The sequence below is a fragment of the Amycolatopsis sp. PS_44_ISF1 genome (assembly GCF_032335455.1).
Lineage (GTDB): Bacteria > Actinomycetota > Actinomycetes > Mycobacteriales > Pseudonocardiaceae > Amycolatopsis.
On sequence record NZ_JANUXO010000001.1, the window covers coordinates 3,098,182 to 3,116,805 of the forward strand.

The 18,624-nt window shown below is 67.8% G+C and carries 16 protein-coding genes; 11 read left to right on the forward strand and 5 right to left on the reverse strand.

The features are described from left to right. Positions 1 to 105: 105 nt before the first annotated feature. On the reverse strand, positions 106 to 396 hold the full coding sequence (locus NYF13_RS14005; protein WP_315656809.1) for a hypothetical protein: 291 nt from the start codon (positions 394 to 396) through the stop codon (positions 106 to 108). Between the two features lie 706 nt (positions 397 to 1,102). Here NYF13_RS14005 and NYF13_RS14010 point away from each other — a divergent pair. Then, the gene (locus NYF13_RS14010) at positions 1,103 to 1,891 is read left to right on the forward strand and encodes a thioredoxin domain-containing protein (protein WP_315656810.1); all 789 of its coding nucleotides are present in this window, start codon (positions 1,103 to 1,105) and stop codon (positions 1,889 to 1,891) included. Between the two features lie 166 nt (positions 1,892 to 2,057). On the opposite strand, the gene NYF13_RS14015 is transcribed toward NYF13_RS14010, so the two are convergent. From NYF13_RS14015 to NYF13_RS14025, 3 genes are read right to left on the reverse strand one after another with little or no spacing between them, the layout of a single operon-like run. After that, entirely contained in the window at positions 2,058 to 2,711 is a 654-nt protein-coding gene (locus NYF13_RS14015) for a cutinase family protein (RefSeq protein ID WP_315656811.1), read from the reverse strand. A gap of 60 nt (positions 2,712 to 2,771) precedes the next feature. After that, positions 2,772 to 3,884, reverse strand: a complete 1,113-nt coding sequence (locus tag NYF13_RS14020; RefSeq protein WP_315657335.1) for an alpha/beta hydrolase-fold protein — start codon at positions 3,882 to 3,884, stop codon at positions 2,772 to 2,774. Positions 3,885 to 3,916: 32 nt separating this feature from the next. Further along, on the reverse strand, positions 3,917 to 4,783 hold the full coding sequence (locus NYF13_RS14025) for a hypothetical protein (protein ID WP_315656812.1): 867 nt from the start codon (positions 4,781 to 4,783) through the stop codon (positions 3,917 to 3,919). Positions 4,784 to 5,244: 461 nt separating this feature from the next. Between NYF13_RS14025 and NYF13_RS14030 the strand changes: the two genes are divergently transcribed. From NYF13_RS14030 to NYF13_RS14055, 6 genes are all read left to right on the forward strand, one after another. Next, the gene (locus tag NYF13_RS14030; protein ID WP_315656813.1) at positions 5,245 to 7,620 is read left to right on the forward strand and encodes a helix-turn-helix domain-containing protein; all 2,376 of its coding nucleotides are present in this window, start codon (positions 5,245 to 5,247) and stop codon (positions 7,618 to 7,620) included. Positions 7,621 to 8,090: 470 nt separating this feature from the next. Then, the gene (locus tag NYF13_RS14035; protein ID WP_315656814.1) at positions 8,091 to 8,339 is read left to right on the forward strand and encodes a hypothetical protein; all 249 of its coding nucleotides are present in this window, start codon (positions 8,091 to 8,093) and stop codon (positions 8,337 to 8,339) included. A gap of 97 nt (positions 8,340 to 8,436) precedes the next feature. Beyond that, positions 8,437 to 9,837, forward strand: coding sequence for a DUF4331 domain-containing protein (locus tag NYF13_RS14040; RefSeq protein ID WP_315656815.1), 1,401 nt, complete (start codon positions 8,437 to 8,439; stop codon positions 9,835 to 9,837). 87 nt (positions 9,838 to 9,924) lie between these two features. Next, a complete protein-coding gene (locus NYF13_RS14045; RefSeq protein ID WP_315656817.1) occupies positions 9,925 to 10,272 on the forward strand; it encodes a hypothetical protein in 348 nt (115 codons plus the stop codon). 66 nt (positions 10,273 to 10,338) lie between these two features. Beyond that, positions 10,339 to 10,677, forward strand: coding sequence for a Sec-independent protein translocase TatB (locus NYF13_RS14050; RefSeq protein WP_315656819.1), 339 nt, complete (start codon positions 10,339 to 10,341; stop codon positions 10,675 to 10,677). Positions 10,678 to 11,234: 557 nt separating this feature from the next. Next, complete coding sequence (locus tag NYF13_RS14055; protein WP_315657336.1) at positions 11,235 to 12,290, forward strand: HoxN/HupN/NixA family nickel/cobalt transporter; 1,056 nt, start codon at positions 11,235 to 11,237, stop codon at positions 12,288 to 12,290. Between the two features lie 1,194 nt (positions 12,291 to 13,484). Here NYF13_RS14055 and NYF13_RS14060 read toward each other — a convergent pair. After that, a complete protein-coding gene (locus NYF13_RS14060) occupies positions 13,485 to 14,792 on the reverse strand; it encodes a lanthionine synthetase LanC family protein (RefSeq protein WP_315656821.1) in 1,308 nt (435 codons plus the stop codon). Between the two features lie 1,456 nt (positions 14,793 to 16,248). Here NYF13_RS14060 and NYF13_RS14065 point away from each other — a divergent pair. From NYF13_RS14065 to NYF13_RS14080, 4 genes are all read left to right on the forward strand, one after another. Beyond that, positions 16,249 to 16,650, forward strand: a complete 402-nt coding sequence (locus NYF13_RS14065) for a hypothetical protein (RefSeq protein ID WP_315656823.1) — start codon at positions 16,249 to 16,251, stop codon at positions 16,648 to 16,650. Next, on the forward strand, positions 16,617 to 16,877 hold the full coding sequence (locus tag NYF13_RS14070; protein ID WP_315656824.1) for a hypothetical protein: 261 nt from the start codon (positions 16,617 to 16,619) through the stop codon (positions 16,875 to 16,877). The genes NYF13_RS14065 and NYF13_RS14070 overlap by 34 nt, the downstream gene beginning before the upstream one ends. A gap of 469 nt (positions 16,878 to 17,346) precedes the next feature. After that, complete coding sequence (locus tag NYF13_RS14075) at positions 17,347 to 17,499, forward strand: hypothetical protein (protein WP_315656825.1); 153 nt, start codon at positions 17,347 to 17,349, stop codon at positions 17,497 to 17,499. A 431-nt stretch (positions 17,500 to 17,930) separates the two neighbouring features. Then, a complete protein-coding gene (locus NYF13_RS14080) occupies positions 17,931 to 18,602 on the forward strand; it encodes a DUF2637 domain-containing protein (RefSeq protein ID WP_315656827.1) in 672 nt (223 codons plus the stop codon). Positions 18,603 to 18,624: the final 22 nt, after the last annotated feature.

Below are 18,624 nucleotides of genomic sequence, written 5' to 3' on the forward strand. Positions count from 1 at the left end.
ACGGATCAGGCTTGGGGGTGCGGGACGGGGCAGGGAACCGCGGAGGGGCGAGTCTCGCCCCTCCGCGGCTTGTTCATCCCATGCTGGGCGTTGAGCGCAGCGCTATCAGAAGCTGGTGACCGCAGACGGGGTGCAGGTCTGGATGTCGCTGGCGTTGTCGGTGTGCAGACCCACGAGCTCCAGCAGGCCACCGTTGGGGACCTTGTGGTCGGTCGAGCAGGCCGAAAGCACGGTGGAACCGTGGTTCGGGGCGATCAGGCTGTTGCCGCCCGACGCCGCTGCCGCCGCCGAGGAGGCGTCGCTGCCGACGCTGAGCGGCAGCGTGCCGAGCACGGTGCGCTCGGGCAGCACCTCGCCGGCCACCGCGTCCAGAGCCTGCACAGAAATAGCCTTCATTGACTTACCTTTCACCTGTCTGTCATCGAAATATCCGTTCGCCGTACCACGCAACCAGGCCGATCATGAACTAACCGGGAAACCGGATGCGAGCGAAACGGACACGGGAGAACTCATGTCTCCCAAGCACTCCGGTGAGTGCGCCACAGGTGTACCGGAACCGTCCGGGAAAAGTCCAGCCAGATCCGCGGCCGGAAAACCTAACCACTCCAACGAGTGATAACCGAAACCAGCCTCGAAGATCGATTTTTCCGCCGTTTTTTCGTGCATTTCGAGACCGTCACCTGCGCCGATGTCGCCGGCCGGGCGCCCGGGTGCGGGGCGGCCCCCGCGGTGCGCGTCGTAGAGCGCCCCCAACGGCTCTTGAGTCTTCAACCACTCCCGGGGCGACGTTGGCAACTTGACAGCAAATCCGGACGGAATTCCCTGCCTGCCAAGGAATATTCGAATCGCGGTGCTCGAACGGCGGCCGTGGGACCGGACCGGGAGTCGGCGCCCGGCCCGGATCGGGGGCCGGGTACCGTACCCCCGGAACACTCCCGGACCACCCCCGGACCGCGCGGGCCGATGCCCGCGCCGATCCGGTTCGGGTCCCGTCCACCGGACCCCGTCCGCGCTTGTTGTCCTATCGCCGGGATGTGGTTCGACAACACCCGTGTCCACCGTTTCGCAGGTGTATCCGATTCTTTTCCAGGAGGCTGATCCCATGGACACCGAGCAGAAAGAAACTGGCCAAAACCTTCCGCCGCGCCGCGCGGGCGGGGGCAACGGAGTCATCGGGGGCGCGCGTCCGATCGCCGCGGCCAACCCCGGCCGGCGTCGCCGCCCTCTGGTGATCGGTATCGGCGTGGTGCTGGTGGCCGCCGCCGCCATCGTGGTCCTCACCCTGAAGAACAGCCGGGCCGACCAGCACCAGGTGGACGCGATCGCGGTGCAGCGGGCCGGCGGGCACTACTCCGCCACGGTCTCCGCGGACGGCACCATCGTCGCGGGCCCGGACGAGGCCACCACCAAGCTCGACGTCTACGAAGACTTCCTCTGCCCGGTGTGCGGCCGGTTCGAGAAGCAGTACGGCGCGCAGATCGACACCGCGATCACCGTAGGCGCACTGCAAGTCCGCTACCACATCGTGAACATGCTCGACGCCAACTCCGCGCCGGCCGGGTACTCCACCCGCGCCGCCAACGCCGCGATCGCGGCCGCCGAAGCCGGGATGTTCGCCGACTACCGCACCAGCCTCTTCGGCTCGCAGCCCGTGGAGGGAAAATCCGGGTGGACCGACGACCAGCTCATCGATCTCGGCCGGCGGCTGGGCATCCGTGGCGATCGGTTCGCCCGTGACGTCACCACCGGCGCGTACCGGAACCTGACCACCGCCCAGTTCGACCGGGTGAAGACCCTGGACTGGTACAAGGGAACACCGACGGTCCGCAACGGCGGCACCACCATCGACGTCCTCGGCGACCCGCAGTGGCTGGACAAGCAGCTCCGCTGAAACCGGCACCACCGGTGACGGAGGCGAAAACCGAATCCGCCACCACGCCCCCCTTCGATCCGAAATGCCGTGAGGGCCAGGGAAAAGCCCGCCCCCGGGAGCCGGTCGGCCACCCGGGGGCGGTTCCCCGCGAGGAAGCTGCCCGCGGGGCTGGAGCGTGCTCGTCCTACCAGGGGTACCGGGCGCCGTTGTACCACTGTTCGTCCGCGAAGTCGTCGTGGTGGTCGGCGTTGAAGTCTTCGGGATAGTCGACCTGGTGGTTGTGCGGGTAGGTCCAGATGCCCGCGGACTCGTCGCAGACGTAGTCCCAGTGGCAGATCGACTTGACCGGCACGTTCCCGAAAAACCGGTCGGCGCCGGCCAGCGGAGGACCGACTATCCCGCCGAAGGGCACGCTGCCCCCGTCGGCGCCCGGCGGGGCCTTGCGCTTGGGGTCCGCGACGAGCACGGCGTTGACGTTGCCGAAGGTCGGCCAGTTCTCGGTGACCCAGGTGTGCACCACCGCGGCGCCCAGCGAGTACCCGATCGCCTTGACGTGCTGGTCCGGGCAGGCGCCGCGCTGATCGCGGACCAGCCGGTTGAGCTCGTCGACGCCCGCGCGGGCGCTTGCCCCGTCGGGGATGTCGCTCGGGTAGCCGACGTGCTGCTGGATGTTGCCGGTGAAGCCGTCGTTCCACCAGCGGCTGCCCGTCCCGCCGACGACGATGGTGTAGGTGCCGTCGCAGGAGGCAGCCGCCTGCGCGGTGGTCGCTCCCGCCGACAGCAGCCCCGCGGTCAGCGTGAGCCCGGCCAGCAGAGCCGGTGTCCGCCGTTTCCTCATTTCCCTCTCCTTTTCTCGTTCGCGGGCCGCCCGTGGCGGGCCCGGTTGTTTTCCCGTGGGTCAGGCGGCACCGGCGAAGGACCGCTCCAGGCGCGGCACGTAGTCCACCAGGTCCTGGGCCCAGCACCCGGAGGCGTGCTTGCCCTGGCAGTTCGGTCCCCAGCCCTGGCCGTTGCCGTAGTCGACCGCGTAGGCGGGGTGCCCGAGCCGGTCGAGAGCTGCTTTCATGCCGCGCTGGGCGGCTTCGGTGACGGCCTCGGCGAACGCGGGCTCGTCCCGCAGGAGGTTCAGGAGGTTGCCGTCTCCGGCGCCGGTGTAGAGCGAGATGCCGACGCCGGCGAGTCGGTCGGCCTTTGCGACCGGGCTGTGCGCGAGGACTGCGGACAGGTCACCGGCCTCGTCGAGGGAGCCGAAGACGGAGTCGGTGGGGACAGCGGGGCCGAAAGTGCTGCCCCCTGGGGTGTCGCCGGAACCGGAGGTGCCCGACAGGGCGAAACCCGAGTTGGACAGGGTGCCGCGGATCGCCGTGCGAACCCAGTAGAGGCCGAGGTCGAGGGCGCCGGAGAGCGACACGGCCTGGCTGAACAGCTCAGGGTGGTTCTCGGCGTAGTTCAGCGCGCCGAAGCCGCCCATGGACAGCCCGCCGACGGCTCGTCCCGTCCGGGCCGTGACGGTGCGGAAGTTCGCGTCGATGAACGGCACCACCTGACCGAGGTGGAAGGTCTCCCACTTCTGGGCGCCGGCGGCGGTGTCCTGGCGGGCCCAGTCGGTGTACCAGCCGCGCAGGCCGCCGTCCGGGATCACCGTGATCATCTGCCGGGCGGCCAGCAGCGCCGGGTAGGCCAGTCCCGGCCGGCCCGGGTCGTCCCCGACCCCGGGCAGGAAGTAGAACACCGGGAAGCGGCGGCCGGGATCGGTGTAGTAGCTGCCCGGGACGACGATCCGGATGTGGTGCGGCCCGGAGACTTCCGGCGTCGTCACGGTGACGACGAAGTTGGTGGGGCTGCCTTCGGCCCGGCCCACCTGGGTCAGGCCGTAGCCGTCGGTCAGGGCGGGCGGGGAGCCGGTTTCGGCGTGGGCGGTGGGTCCGGTGAGCAGGCTCGCCGCCGCCAGGCCGGTCGCGGCGGCGGCCAGCCGGATCCGGATGTTCAGGGTGGAGGAGAAGATTCTCATGCGTTTCACGGCTCGCTTTCTCGGTGGCGTGGTCACGGGTTGGCGGTCACGTGGAAGCCCGCGCCGTAGACCCCGGGACTGACGGCGTCGCGGGCGCGGAGGTCGGCGAGGATGTTCGCGGAGCTGGTGTAGACGTAGGGCGGGACACCCAGGACGATGGCCTTGGTGATGCCCGCCCACGGGCCCGCCGCCGTCAGGCCGTTGCCCGGGGTGGGATAGGCCGTCCCGGGCTCGTGCCAGATCGCCGGTCCGCCCGAGTCGCCGCGCTTGTGCTGGGCCCAGGACTGGTAGATGCCGGATCGGTTGGCGGTGACGCGGCCGTAGGAGACGCCGAGCTGGCCCGACACCACCAGCTCGTTGGTGTCGTTCAGGGCCGTTGCGAGCAGGCGTTCGCCGTCCAGCGGCGGGTTCAGCGCGTTGGGGCTGGGCTGTCCGCCCGGAACCTCCAGTTCCCCGGTCTCGGTCAAGTACGGTCCTCGGGCGGACGGGGTCACCGACGGGACCAGCTCGATGATCATGTAGTCCTTGACCGGGTCGCCGGTCATCGAGCCTTTCCGGTCCTTGAAGTACCGGACGTACCCGATGGGGCCGAAAGCGGGGTCGGCGCGGTCGTAGACCGGCTGGACGTTCTCCGGGATGTCGCGATCGCCGTACCGCCCGGTGGGATCGGTCAGGCAGTGCCCCGCCGAAATGGCGATGGTCCGGACGTACCGATCGGTGCCGACCGCTCCGATCGTGCAGAAATCGTCGGGCCGGTCCGGCTCGAAGATGATCTGCAGGGAGTTGAAGACGCGCTTCGCGGGCGCGGTCCGGGCGGCGGCCGCACCGGCGGTGCCGGTGAGGGCCAGGGTGATCGCCAGCGCGGCGGTGAGCACGCGGGTGGTCGTTCGGTTGCGCATGTCGCTGATCTCCTTCGGGTGGTTGCCGGTGGGTCACCGGCTGCCGCAGAGCGCGGAATCGACCACGTCGGCGGGCGAGGGCCGGAGGTTCGTTCCCTCGAAGGCGTCGGTCACCATCGAGGCGTAGCGGCCGTCGTCGGTCCACGAGCTGTAGCCGGACGCGCGAGGCCGTGGATCACCCCCCTCCTTTCGGTGACCGGGAAGGCCCGGATGGTCCTTCCACCGGTCGTGGACGCGCGGCCGATGCCGGGACCCCGGCCGGATGGACCCCCACCCACCCGGCCGGGGAGTCTTCGGACATCGATCCGCTTCCCCGGCGGGATCGGCCGCCGAGGTGCGGTGCTCCCTCAGGATGGTGTCGGCGCAGCTCAGCGCGACAGAGCAGCAACCGGTCAGAGCTGACCGGTGACCGCGGTAGGCTTCCGGTGACGAGATCCGCACTCGGAGTGGGGGGCATCGCGGTGTCCAGTCGGGCGGGCGTTCTCCTGCGGGCGATGCGCCGTCAGGCGAGGCTGACGCAGGAGCAGCTGGCCGAGCGCTCCGAAGTCAGCGTGAGCACCATCCGGCGGCTCGAGAACGGCAAGCCCATCGACCCGCGAATGGGCACGGTGAAGCTCATCGCCGACGCCCTGGGCACGACGGCCGCCGAACGGCGTCGGCTGCTGGCCGAGTTCGGCGCGCCCCCGGACCCCGCCGACGCCGACGACCCGGCCGGTCCGCCCGCCGCACCGGCTCCGCCCGTGGCGGATTCGCCGGTGTCGCGGGCCCTGGCTGACGCCGCAGGCCGGCTGGCGCACCTGATCGGCTCGCGCTGGCGGCGGGAAGAGGAACAACGCCGGCTCCACGACCCCTTTCCCCTGCCCGTGCGGTGGCAACCGGCTCCGGCGGAGCTGACCGACGGCTGGGACAACGTCTGCCGCGTCCGGCCCGGGGGCACCGCGGCTCCGGTGGACCTGGCCGGTGACCCGGACGAACTGGTGGCCGTCTACCGGCGGATCCCGTCGGGACGGCTGGTGGTGCTGGGTCGCGCCGGCTCCGGGAAGACGATCCTGACACTGCGGTTCGTGCTGGACTACCTGCAGGTCCGCACCGGCGCCGACCCGGTGCCGATGGTCGTCGGCCTCGGCTCGTGGGATCCGGCCTCCGCCACGCTGCGGGACTGGCTGATCGAGCGGCTGCCGCACGACTACCCCGATTGTCCCGACCTGGCCGAAAGCCAGCCGGGCCGTCCGACGCTGGCGGCGACGCTGGTCGAAGGCGGGTACATCCTGCCGGTTCTGGACGGGTTCGACGAGATCGCCGCCGGCCTGCGCGCCGCCGCGATGGAGGCTCTGGGCGCCACCGCGCTGCCATTCCTGCTGACCAGCCGGGTCGAGGAATACGCGAGCGCGGTCGCCGCGACCGATGTGCCGAGCGCGGCGGCCGGGATCCAGCTCGTCGACCTCACCCCGGGAGACCTGGCCGACTACCTGCCGCGCACCACCCGCCGGACGCGCGGGGCGGCCGGCACCGGCACGGTGTGGGAGCCCGTGCTGACCGAATTGCGTGACCGGCCGGAGAGCCTGGCCGCGGTGAACCTGGCCGCAGCGCTCACGACGCCGCTGATGGTGGCCCTCGCCCGGACCGCCTACAGCGACGGACCCGGCCGGGATCCGGCCGCGTTGCTGGACACTGCCCGGTTTCCGGTCCCGGGGGCGCTGGAACACCATCTGCTGGCCGCGTTCGTGCCCGCCGTCTACCGGCGGCGCCCGCCGCACCTGGGCGCCGGTGCCCGCCCGCTCCTGCGGCCGGGCTGGGACCCGGAGCGCGCCGCGCGGTGGCTGGGCCACCTCGCCCGGCACGTCGACCGCAGCGGGGGCCGGGACCTGGCGTGGTGGCAGCTGGGCCGCTCACTGCCCCGTTCGTCCCGCGTCCTCGCGGTCACCTCGGCGGCCACGCTGGCCGTGGTCCTGGCCAGCTGGCTGGTTTTCGTCCCGGCGGACCTGATCGGCTCCGGCCTCGCGGTCGCGATCCGCGAGGGCGTGCTGGACGGACTCCTGATCGGGCCGACCGCCGGGCTGGCCTTCGGGCTGGCGTACGGGCTCTTGGCCGTGCGCGGCGGTCTGGTGTTCCAGCCCTCCCGCGTGCAGCTGCGGCTGCGGGGCCACCGCAACCGCACCGGACGGCGGCTCGCGCGCGCCTACGCCGCCCGGTTCGGCACCTGCCTGCTGGGCGGATTCGTGGTCGGGCTCGGCTACGGGCCGGTGAGCACTCTCCTGCGCGGGCTGTTGTTCGGCTTTCCCGCCGACAGCACCGCCGTGATCGAGAAGACGCTGGTCAACACGATGTTCTTCGGTCTCATCTTCGGCCTCGTGGCCGGCTTCGTGTCGTGCCTCGCGGCCACCCTGGAGACCCCGCTGGACGTCGGCTCGGCCGCCACGCCGCTCGGTCTGCTGGCCGCGAACCGCCGGACCACGCTCCGGCAGCTGCTCATGCTCGTCCCCACGATCGCCCTCGGCATCGCCTTCGGCGGGCGAGCCGTCGTCGAACTGCTGCAGGCCCCCTTTGGACCCCTTCGGTGGCCGTTGTCCACCGGACTGCTCATCGGCGCCGTGAGCGCACTCGGTGGCGGCCTTTCCTACGTCCTGGCCTTCACCGCCTGGGGCCAGTGGTTGCTGCTGACGCGGGTCTGGCTGCCGCTGACCGGCCGGCTGCCCTGGGCCGTGACGGCTTTCCTGGACGACGCCTACCACCGCGGGGTGCTGCGCCAGGCGGGCGCCGTCTACGAATTCCGCCACGCCCGGCTCCAGGACTACCTCGGCCAGGCGTCCCGGACCCAGCCCGCCGAACTGCCCTGACCGCCCCCCGCCCCGCGAGCGGGTTCCGGATCACCGGCTCGGCCAGGGCGCCGGGCCCATCGGTCGACAGCGCACATCTCGGTGCGAGCACCGGCCAGTGGTGGGCTTCTTTGGATATAAATGCTTTCTGCGCGACCGCATGCCTGAAAATCGAGGTGAATGCCTTGTTCGAGGCAAATAAGAGGTTCGTCCTGCTGCGGTGACCGAGGAGGGAGTGCTACCTTCGTGAGACCTGTGATGTCGCCGACTGGCGGCATACCGTGCGAGTAGCGGTCGGGCACACGGTGACACACCGTGCTGATTGTGGGCGTGCGATCAGTTTCGTCGAAGTCAAGCTTCCACGTGAAGGGGCGGCAAGCTCGATGAACGCACACAGTCATTCCGGACGACGACAGAGCTCTCCCATACCTCCGCCGGCCGGAGAAGATTTAGCCACGCCCGGTCTGTCGCGGCGTGGTGCATTGCAGCGAGTGGCCGGACTGGGCGCACTCGGCATTGCGTCCGGGCTGGCCGTGAACTCGTTCACGAGCACTGCGGACGCGGCACCGGCCACGGCCACGGCCACGGCGACTCCCGCGCCGCACTCGGGCCCGGTCGTCGCGCATCTGGCCGACGCGCGCACCGGCGCGGTCGATCTCTTCATCGGCGAACGGCAGTTGCGCGTGCACGATCCCGCCCTGGCCTCGGCTCTGGCGCACGCCGCCACTCTGGGTTCCTGACCGCTGCTGCTGCCGCGCAGTCCCACTGTCCATCAAGGACTACCGACTGCGCCTTCATCGTCGTTCCCGTGCTTGATTCTGCGTGAGGTGTGCTGCCTTGTCGTCCCATAAAGAAGCTCCCGGCATCGTCAACGACGCCGCGGCCGACAATACTGATGTCTACGCGTTCGTGTCCCCGGACAAACCGGATACCGTCACCCTGATCGCCAACTTCATCCCGCTGGAAGACCCCGATGGCGGGCCGAACTTCTTCGAGTTCGGCGACGACGTGCTCTACGAGATCCACGTCAGCAACTCGGGCACGGCCACGGCCGACATCTCCTACCAGTTCCGGTTCCGCACCGAGATCCGCAACGAGAAGACGTTCCTCTACAACACCGGGCCCATCACCTCGCTCGACAGCCCGAATTGGAATCGCCGTCAGTTCTATTCGATGACCAAGGTCGATCGCCACGGCACCCGCGTCCGCGGCGGGGTGAAGAACGCCGCCTGCCCACCCTGCAACATCGGGCCCGCGTCGACTCCGGACTACCCCGCACTCGCCGCGGCGGCGGTCACCAGCACCGAACTCGGCGGCCAGGTGTTCGCCGGGCAGCGGGCCGAAGGCTTCTACGTCGACCTCGGAGCGATCTTCGACCTCGGCGACCTGCGGCCCTTCCAGAACCTCAACGTGCTCAACAAGATGCCCGCCGCCCCCGGCGTGAACTCGACCGCCGCGAAGAACATTCACTCCATCGTGCTGCAGGTACCGAAGACGCACCTGTCGGAACACTGCTCGGATCCGGCGAACCCGCAGTCGACCATCGGAGTGTGGGCCACCGCGAGCCGCCAGAAGACCCGCCTCTACAACACGCCGTTGCCCGGTGAGGTGCTGAACGTCGGCCCGTTCGAGCAGATCTCGCGGCTCGGCAACCCGCTGGTCAACGAGGTCCTGATCCCCCTGGGCAGGAAGGACCTCTTCAACTCCCAGCAGCCGCACGACGACAAGCAGTTCGCCGACCGGATCGCCCACCCTGAGCTGGCGACGCTGCTCCCGGTCCTCTACCCGGGGGTGTTCCCGAATCTGGACAAGCTGAACAAGTCCGGTGCGCCGCGAGCCGACCTCGAGGCCGTGCTGCTGACCGGAATCCCGGCCGGGCTGATTCCCGGGTTCCAGAACTACACCGGCGCGACCCAGGCCGACATGCTGCGCCTGAACCTGGCCATCCCGCCCACGACTCAGAATCCGTCGAACCTGGGCCTGATCGGAGGCGACGCGGCGGGCTACCCCAATGGGCGCCGGGTGTTCGACGACGTCACCACCATCGAACTGCGCGCGATCGCCGGGGCCATCTACCCGCTGGTCGACAAGACCTACACGCCCGACGCGGCGGCCGGCGCGATCACCCCCGGGCTCACGTCGTCCAACACCGATGTGACCGCCGACAACACCGTGCACTACCTGCCGTCGTTCCCCTACCTCGGAACGCCGCACTCCGGTTACGAAACCAAGCCCTGATGACAGCATCGCTGCGCTGCGGGTGCCTGCCAACGGCGGGCGCCCGCAGTTCGGCGAGGTATCCGACGCTGCAGAGGAACGGGAGTCATGACCGAACAATCACCGCACGCCGCGCAGTCCGCGGTGATCCTCGACATCGGCGGCGACATCGGAGCACTGGTGCTCTACACCAGTGCGGCCGACGACGAAGCCGAGATCGAGATCAGCCCGGGTCATGATCCGGGCGCACCGCGCACCCACAACCAGGTCCACCCCCGGCGCATCCAGGACGGCGTCGTGTACAGCGCGGTCTACCCGTCGCTGACCGAAGGCCAGTACACCCTCTGGCGGGATGGCCACACCCCGGAAGCCACTATCACCATCCGCGGCGGGTACGTCACCGAGCACCACCTGACCAAGCCGCTCGGCCACCACCACGGACACGGTCATCGCTAGCCGGGCATCCACCGGTCGGGTCTACTGCCCGGAGCGAACCGGCAAGGCTGAGGTGGGGTACGGGCCGTGTTCGGACTGAGTGCGGAGCACCTGCTCGTTCTGCTCGTCGCGGGTCTGTTCATCATCGGGCCCGAGCGGCTCCCGGGCGCGATGACGTGGCTGACCGGCACCTTGCGCAAGGCCCGTGCCGTCGTCGGTTCGGCTCGCGACCAGCTCGGCACCGAGCTGGGTCCTGAGTTCGAGCAGCTTCGCAAACCGCTGCAGGATCTCCGCGCCCTCCGGAAGGCTGACCCCCGTGTGGCGATGAGCCGCTTCCTGCTCGAAGACGAGCCTGCGGCCCGGCCTCCTCGCCCCACGCAGCCGGCACCCGGTACCACGGCTGGCGTGGACTTGGAGGCGACCTGACTCGCCGGGGCACTCGAAAGCGGGAAATGAACCACTCCACCGAAATTAATGGCCTGCCCGACCACTCCGGCACCGATGGGGCAACGAATCCCTCACAGCACTTCGGAGGCCAACCAGCCGGAGTGCCGGTAGTCGGAGCCGCGCCGGCGATCATCACTACTACGCCCGGTAGTGACCGCTGGCGCGACTTCGCTGTCCCGGGGAGACCGGCAGCGGCTTCCCCGGGGCAATCCGGCGATCTCCTCGACCGGGCCGGCGTCGATGCGGATTGTTGACGATGCGACAGAAATCCCTTTGTCCATTCAGGAATTTCGAGGCCGGTCCTGGTCGTGCGCGTCGAGCTGCGTCGAAGGCCAGCGCCGGAGTTCGGGATTGCCTGGCTGCTCTGTCTATCGCCTTTCACCTGTCCATAGCTTTACCTTCACTCATCTCGCCGGGATGCGCCGACGTGTGAGCCCCCATCGCGAGGTCGCCCCATGCAGGTCGTCAGCACTCCCGGCCGGATCACCCGTCTACGGCGATCGCTCAGCCGTGCCGAATGGGCGTCGGTCGCCGGGATGGCCGGATTCATCCTGCTGCTCAACATCATCGGCTGGGGCGCGTTGGGTTTCCTGGTCGTCCCCCAGCACTACGTTCTGGGCACGACCGGGGTGTTCGGGGTCGGGCTCGGCGTCACCGCGTTCACCCTCGGCATGCGTCACGCTTTCGACGCCGACCACATCGCGGCGATCGACAACACCACCCGCAAGCTGATGGCCGAGGGCGAACGCCCGCTGTCGGTCGGGTTCTGGTTCTCCCTCGGCCACTCCACCATTGTCTTCGGTCTTTGCCTGCTGCTGTCGCTGGGCGTGCGCGCGTTGGCCGGGCCGGTCGAGGACGACACCTCCTCGCTGCACCGGGCCACCGGCCTGATCGGCACCACGGTGTCGGGGGTGTTCCTCTACCTCATCGCGATCCTCAACCTGGTCGTGCTGGTCGGGATCATCAAGGTGTTCCGCGAAATGCGCGGAGGCACGTTCGACGAAGCACAGCTCGAGCGTCAGCTCGGCAACCGCGGCTTCATGAACCGAATGCTGAAGGGAGCGACGAAAGCGGTCCGCAAACCGTGGCACATCTACCCCGTCGGAGTGCTGTTCGGCCTCGGTTTCGACACCGCCACCGAGGTCGGGCTGCTCGTCCTCGCCGCCGGCGCGGCGGCGTTCGCCCTGCCCTGGTACGCGATCCTGGTGCTGCCGATCCTGTTCGCCGCCGGGATGAGCCTGTTCGACACCGCCGACGGCTGCTTCATGAACTTCGCCTACGGCTGGGCCTTCGCCAAACCCATCCGCAAGATCTTCTACAACATCACCATCACCGCGCTGTCGGTCGCCGTCGCCCTGATCATCGGCACCATCGAGCTGGCGTCCATCCTCGCCGACCGGCTGGCCATCACCTCGGGCCCGCTCGCCGCAATCGCCGGCCTCGACCTCAACTACGTCGGCTTCCTCGTGGTCGGCCTGTTCGCCGTGACCTGGCTCGCCGCCCTGGCCGTATGGAGGTTCGGCCGGATCGAGGACAAGTGGTCGGCCCACCTCGCCCCCGCGCCCGATGACGAGGATGGTGTCATACCGTGAAAATCGAAGCTGGTCAGCGACTGGTGGTCTGGCGGTAACGGTTGACCAAAGGGCGCCATGAACCGGGCGATGCGCTCGGCGGGCCCGAGGGCGGTGGAGAACGCCGAGTGCTGAGCCGGCCTGGGGGAGTGTGGCCGAAACAGGGTTGGCGAACAGGGACCGGCTTGTGTTGGCCAGTGTGGTGATCGGGTTCCATTCCGCAATCGTGGCCAGGGTTCGAGCATGGCGTTGAACATCACGGCCTCGCGAAGATGCCGCCCACGATGAACTTGCGGTGGGCGCCACCGCCGAGGATGTAGCCTGTCACGCGCGACCCGGGTCAGGGTGGTCACGCACTCACCTGCGCCGGCCGACCAGCGCGTTGCGCGGCTGGTGGCAGCCACGTTCGGGTGAGGTCGGAGGCCGTACCGGTCCGCAGGCACGGGGGCGGTGCCGGGTGGCTGACGGTCGAGAGACTTCAGGGTGTTGGCGGAGGTGGCGAGCCAATTGCGGGCGATGGGCCTCATGGCCGCGAGACCGGCTTGAGCATGTTCTCCATTTGGGCTCCGCTGTTCCCCAGCCACCCGATCAATTTCTACGCGCGCCCAGTGGTGCAACTGGCTAAAGTGCCGCTGGGCTGCGGAGAATGGAGGCAGGAAACGGCTCGAATCCCGGACCCGAGGATCAAGTGCCTGTGCGTCCTTCCGCGGTAACCTTGAAACAATTTTCAATTTCAAATTTCGACAGAGATCTCAACGCCTCCAAGATCGTGTGTGCAGTGCGAACGGATAGTCTGGACTCCGTTATGTCTTTGCTTCTCCTGCTATAGCTAAGCGGATCCGCAGCGCGGATTGACACGGCGCGAGCCGGTTGCCCGGAGGCACGGCGCGGTATCTCAAGGCGCCAGCGGTGCTGTAGTCCGAAGCCGGAGGCTCCGGTGCCGGCGATGCGTCGCTCTTCACTGTCACCATCACCGTTGTGGAACGCGCAAGCATCGAATAGTGCTGGTCCGGGACGGAATAGAATCTCAAGGAGGAGCCGGGCTGCTGTGCGGTACCGGTCCGGCTCCTCGAATAGGAAATTTTGGTGATGGCAAACCTGGCCCTTCGAGTTCGGGTGAAGCTTTCGGGCGGACCGGCAAGCGGTGAGAGGCTGCTTGCGGTCCTGTTCGCGCATATCCCGCGCGCGTGCTTTCTGGACCGTTCGGAATCACGCCTATCCGGTTTCTGCACTTTCGTGATCTGTAAAGTCGGTTACGGGACGGGCGATGGGGTGGCCCGGCCAGGCTGTGGCGTAGGCCGGATCTCGACCGGAACTGATGCGGGAAAACCTCAGCAGCTCGCGGATGATCCCGGCGTTGCCCATCGCCCAGCCGGTGCGAGGTTCCAGGACGCTGGGCGTCGCCCGGTGTTCGTGGTTGGACCAGCAGACGCCCCGGGCATCGGTGATAGCCCGAGCGGCGAGGTCATCGACCAGCCCAGCACCGAAGCCGGACTGTTCCCGCCGTTCGACGTGCCGATCGCAGGCCAGTGCGAGCACTCCGGCGGTGCCGCAGCACGAGCCGTTGTTGTCCCAGAATCCTGGGCTGATGCGGCGCGGCAGGCCGGATTGGGTGATGGTGTGCCAGCAGCGGTCGGCGAGTGCGGCCCACGTCGGGTCGTCGGTGATTGCGCCGAGCAGGCGGAAGGCTTGGGCGTCTCCAGCGGGGCCGTTGCACCAGCCGTAGCTGTAGCGCTCGATCAGGTCCGGCCGGTGTTGTGGGTCGGAGTGTGGAACGAGGAAGCCGTCCGGCCCGGCCTCGTCACGGGCCACCACGTCAGCGGCACCGGCCAGCGCCAGGTCGATCAGATCGCGGCGGTCAGTGGCGATTCCGATCGAGGCCAAGGCGACCACGATGCCGAGGGTGCCGTGGGCCAGGTGGTGAGATCGTGGCGGGCTGGGCCGGACGGCCCAGTTCACGCCGCCGGGGGTTGGATCGGCGGAGCGGAGATAGGGTTCGACGGCGAGAATGGCCAGGTCGTGATCACCGCACGATAGTGCGCCCAGGCCGATACCGGCGTTGCCCGCCAGCAGTTCGAACATGTCGCCCCACCGCTGCCCGTCGAAGCGGGAACGCACGTGGCGCAGTGCGGACCGTGCGGCGGTCGCCGCGGAGGCGTCGTTCAGCAGAGTGCCGACGGCGTGGAGGGCGAACGCTATGCCGGTGACGCCGAAATAGAGCGAGCAGTCCTTGTCGCGATCGACCGCAGCCGCGATAGCACGCGCACCTCGTTGGGCGGCGTCGCCGTAGCGGTCGTCGCCGAAGTGGTGCTGGGCTTCCAGCAATGCGAGCACGATCCCCGCCGCTCCGCTGTAGAGGAACGGGTCCACCTCGTCGTCGGTCGCGGTGCTTCCCCAGACTAGGCCGGCATCGGTGGTCCGAGCAGTGTTCAGCAGCCACTCCAGAGCGTTTCCGGCGAGTCCTTCGGCCATCGCGGTCTGGGAGGCGTCAAGCGAATCAGCGGGCCTACGCTGCATCGTCATACCTTAGCCTTAAGCTGTCGACGGAGCGATCGCTCGTGGGCCGCCCGGGCCTTGGGCCTCATCGAGGTGCGTGGCTACGGTTTCACTCAGGGGAGCTGACCGGGAGAACATCCTCGACACTGACGATGTCGCCGAAGCGTGGGACCAGGCCACAACAGACGCCCCGTATCAGGACCATCCGATGGCCGCGCCGGAACAGCTCCCCATCCCGGGCGACGAGGAGTCGCCCGTCCCGACCTGGGATTCTGCGTGGATTTGTCCAGCGGTGGGCATCTCGGCGGATTGATTCCGGACGGTCGAGCCTGGCACGCCTTGCGCGAACCGGTGGCCGTGATCGGTGATAAGAGACTGCTTAACCCCGGAATGAGCCTCGTGTCGAAGAGCGACGCAGTAACGCTGAAATTTCTTGTCCTCCGACAGTTGTAGTGTTGCGATCACCCTGACTTCGGATGGTATCGCCGATCCAGGCGAAGGTCAGACCACCGAAAACCCTTCGGGGTCGCGGGACGGGGGACGGACTCGGCCGGAGGTGGCCGCGCAGGATGTGGGTGGGACGAGCCAACTCATCGGGGCATGGAAGGTCTCAGATGCTTGTCCTACCGGTACTTGTGCACGTGACCGATGAAGCATCTGCGAATACTGCCGACCTAGGTCGGGTCAGAATCCCTGCAAGTATCGGAGCGAAATTAGAAAACTTCACCAATGGCGACATCTATTTTTGACTTTGGACAGTGGTCGCGCTTGCCGCTGGCTAATGATCCACGAAATATTCCTAATTTCGAACCAACCTGCGAGATGCGTCGGAGTTGCGATCTAAATTTTCAGATAGCCGTACCAATGATAATAATTTCGCTTCTTCTGGGTCGCTTTGTCTGAATCTTTCAGTTCGCCGAGGTGAATTTTGTGAAAACGGGAAATTTCGTTTCAACAGCGATCTCGCGGCCGAGTGGGCGAAGCCAGAGCGGATGATCGCCACTACCATCTCCGCTGCTTCCTCCGCAGGTCCACTAGCGCCACGACGGGAGTCGCGGCGGTAGAGCTGGGCCGGCGGTACCTCGGGCTCGGTCTGGACCCGCGGTGGGAGAGCGTGGCTGCGGCTCGTTTGGCGGAGGCGAGACGGCTACGACGGCGCAGCGAGATGAGTCCAAGACCATGACTCTCGCGGAAGCCTCGGCGCTCCCGTCCGTGGTCGACCTGTTGACCGCCGCTCGTGCGCTGGGCATCCGGCGCACGATGGCGTATGGGCTCGCGTAGGCGGGAGAGTTCCCGTGCCGCGTGTTGAGGGTCGGTCGTGCGTACCGGGTCCCGACGGCTGAGCTGTTGCGGGTGCTGGGTCTCGATCGTCACATCGGATGATCTATTCGGGTCTCGGGCTTCCCTTCGCCCTGGTCGCGCCGCGAGCATGCGTGTCCCGGCGAACCGCTGGTTACACGAGTGAAGGGACGGAAGCCTCGTTATGACCGTGGGGACGACGTTTCGGCGGTGTTCCTGCCGTGGCGAGAAAGGGACTCAGCTTGGGGCGGACTGCCCGAAGCTGAAGAACAGCCGGCACGGGCAGTGGTACTTCCGGGTCGAGTTGCCGAAGGACGAGGCCGGTCATCGACGGCCTCGCCGGCGCGGTGGGTGTGAGTCTGCGACGGATCCGCAGGCGGGGCTGCAGCAGGTTCGGCAGTTGCTGGCCTTCGCGGACGAGGACGACGAGGGGACGCACCGCAGGATCAATGACTCGATCGCGGTGGCGATTGCGGCCAAGGAGAAGCTGCCCGACGTCGAGGAGACGAGCCGTCTGGTGAAGGTCGGTGCCGACGTTCTCATCTGGATAGCATGTTCGACGCGATCGTCGAGCACAACGATGTGATTGCCGAGTACCGGGCCTGTGGTGATCCGCGCAAGGTCGCGGCGGTGAAGTGGAAGCGCCCGGTCGGACCGACGTCGATCCGCCGGATCCAGGAGACGTTGCGCGCCGTTCTGGGCCCAGCGGTGAAGGAGGATCTGCTGACGGTGAACGTGGCCTCGTTGGTTGAGCTGCCGCCGGCGAGCCGGCCGACGCCGAAGGTGTGGACTGAGGAGCGGGTGGCGCGCTGACGGCTGATTCCGTCGCCGGTGATGGTGTGGACCCCGCAGCAGACCGGCCAGTTCCTCGACGACGCGGTCAACGATCCGTTGTATCCGTTGTTTCACCTGATCGCTCATGTCGGGCTGCGTCGTGGCGAGGCGTGCGGGCAGCGACGCGCCGACACCTACCTCGACGCCGCCACGATCGAGGTAGCGAACCAGATCGTGCAGTACGGGTGGGGGACCGCTCGGGCCGCCCCCAAGACCACCTCGTCGGAAGGTCTGGTCGCCTTGGACGGCGACACGGTGCTTGTCCTGGGTCGGCATCTGGCGAATCAGGACCTAGCCCGCGCACGCCTCGGCCCGGATCGGATCGACAGCGGTCTGTTGTCCGCTCGGCCTGACGGCAGTCCCCTGCACCCGGCTGACGTCACCGCGCGGTTCCAGAAGCTGGTACGTCAGGCAGGGTTGCCGCCGATTCGCTTCCACGATCTGCGCGGTGACGCTGGCGCTCGCTGCCGGCGCGGACATGAAAGTCGTGCAGAACATGCTCCGGCATTCCTCGATCACAGTGACCGCCGACACCTACATCACCGTGCTGCCCGAAGTTGCCGAGGCGACGGCCAAGATCATCCCTCGGGCGGCATCATGACAGCTAGGGCTCGTTGTCGACCATTGTGGACACTTATCAAGTGGAGAAAAACCTGCGGAAATCAAAAAATACAGTTCGAAGAGATTTTCAACCTGGGGAGTGAGGGTGCGCCATCAGGGACTCGAACTCCGAAAACGCTGGTTAAGAGGGCGCAACCTGGTCTGTCGGATGGTGTCGCGTGATGCCGTCGAAGGTTGTGTTTCCTGGTCGGCGCGGCGGTGGGATGTCGGCGTGTGTCGTCTGGTGTCGGGCTGTTCCGAAGCTTTCGGGCGCCCCCCGGGCTCACATCTGCCGGGTGGCGTCGCGCAGTTCCGGGCGGCGGCTTGATCTGACGCATTGCCCTCGGCGCAAGGAATTGGGCAGATTGGCTGTCCAGCCGGAGAGGTGGCCGTGACGAGGGACGGTGCGGCGAGCTTGTTCCGTGACCGGACTTGCTCGTTCGGCGCGCGTGCACGGGGCTGGTTGCCCTTGGAGCGACGCACGCCTCGTACCGTCATGGTCGGGAGTTCGCTCTGCGTTTCGACGCGGATGCGTCGACAGCGGCGATCTGGCCGTCGGTCGTGGACGGCATGCTGACGATCGCGACGGTCGAGCTGTGGAGGAACCAGGTTCAGCAGGCTGACGGTCAGTGGACGGCGTGGTTCGCGTTCGGCTTCGGTATCTCACTGTCTCTGCTGGCGAACATCGGCTCGACGGCGGAGCTGAGTGCGTTTGGGGTGACGATGGCGGCGTGCCCGCCGCTGGCGCTGTTGCTGGCGCTGGAACTGCTGAACCGGGCGTTGAAGCGCCGCGAGTCCGAGACTTGCTCCGAGACCTCCACTCAGCGTGGAGGACCTGTTCGTGCTGGTCTCGGAGAATCCGAGATCGACGAGGCAGGGAAGACGGCGTTGGATTTGGTGCAAGCCTTGAGCCTTGCTGGCCAGGAGGCTGCGGAGCAACGGAGGTGGGCGCACTACGAGAAGGAAGCTGCGGCCGGCCGGTGTTCGACGGGCGCTGAGCTTGATGTGCTCCGAGTCATAGCGCGGATTGAGCGAATAGATCCTGCTTGTCGCATTTTCGGGGCACTTTTCGTCCGAAAGGCGGGATCCCCGACGAGGGCGTGATCCCTACTGTCCCTCTTGGCGC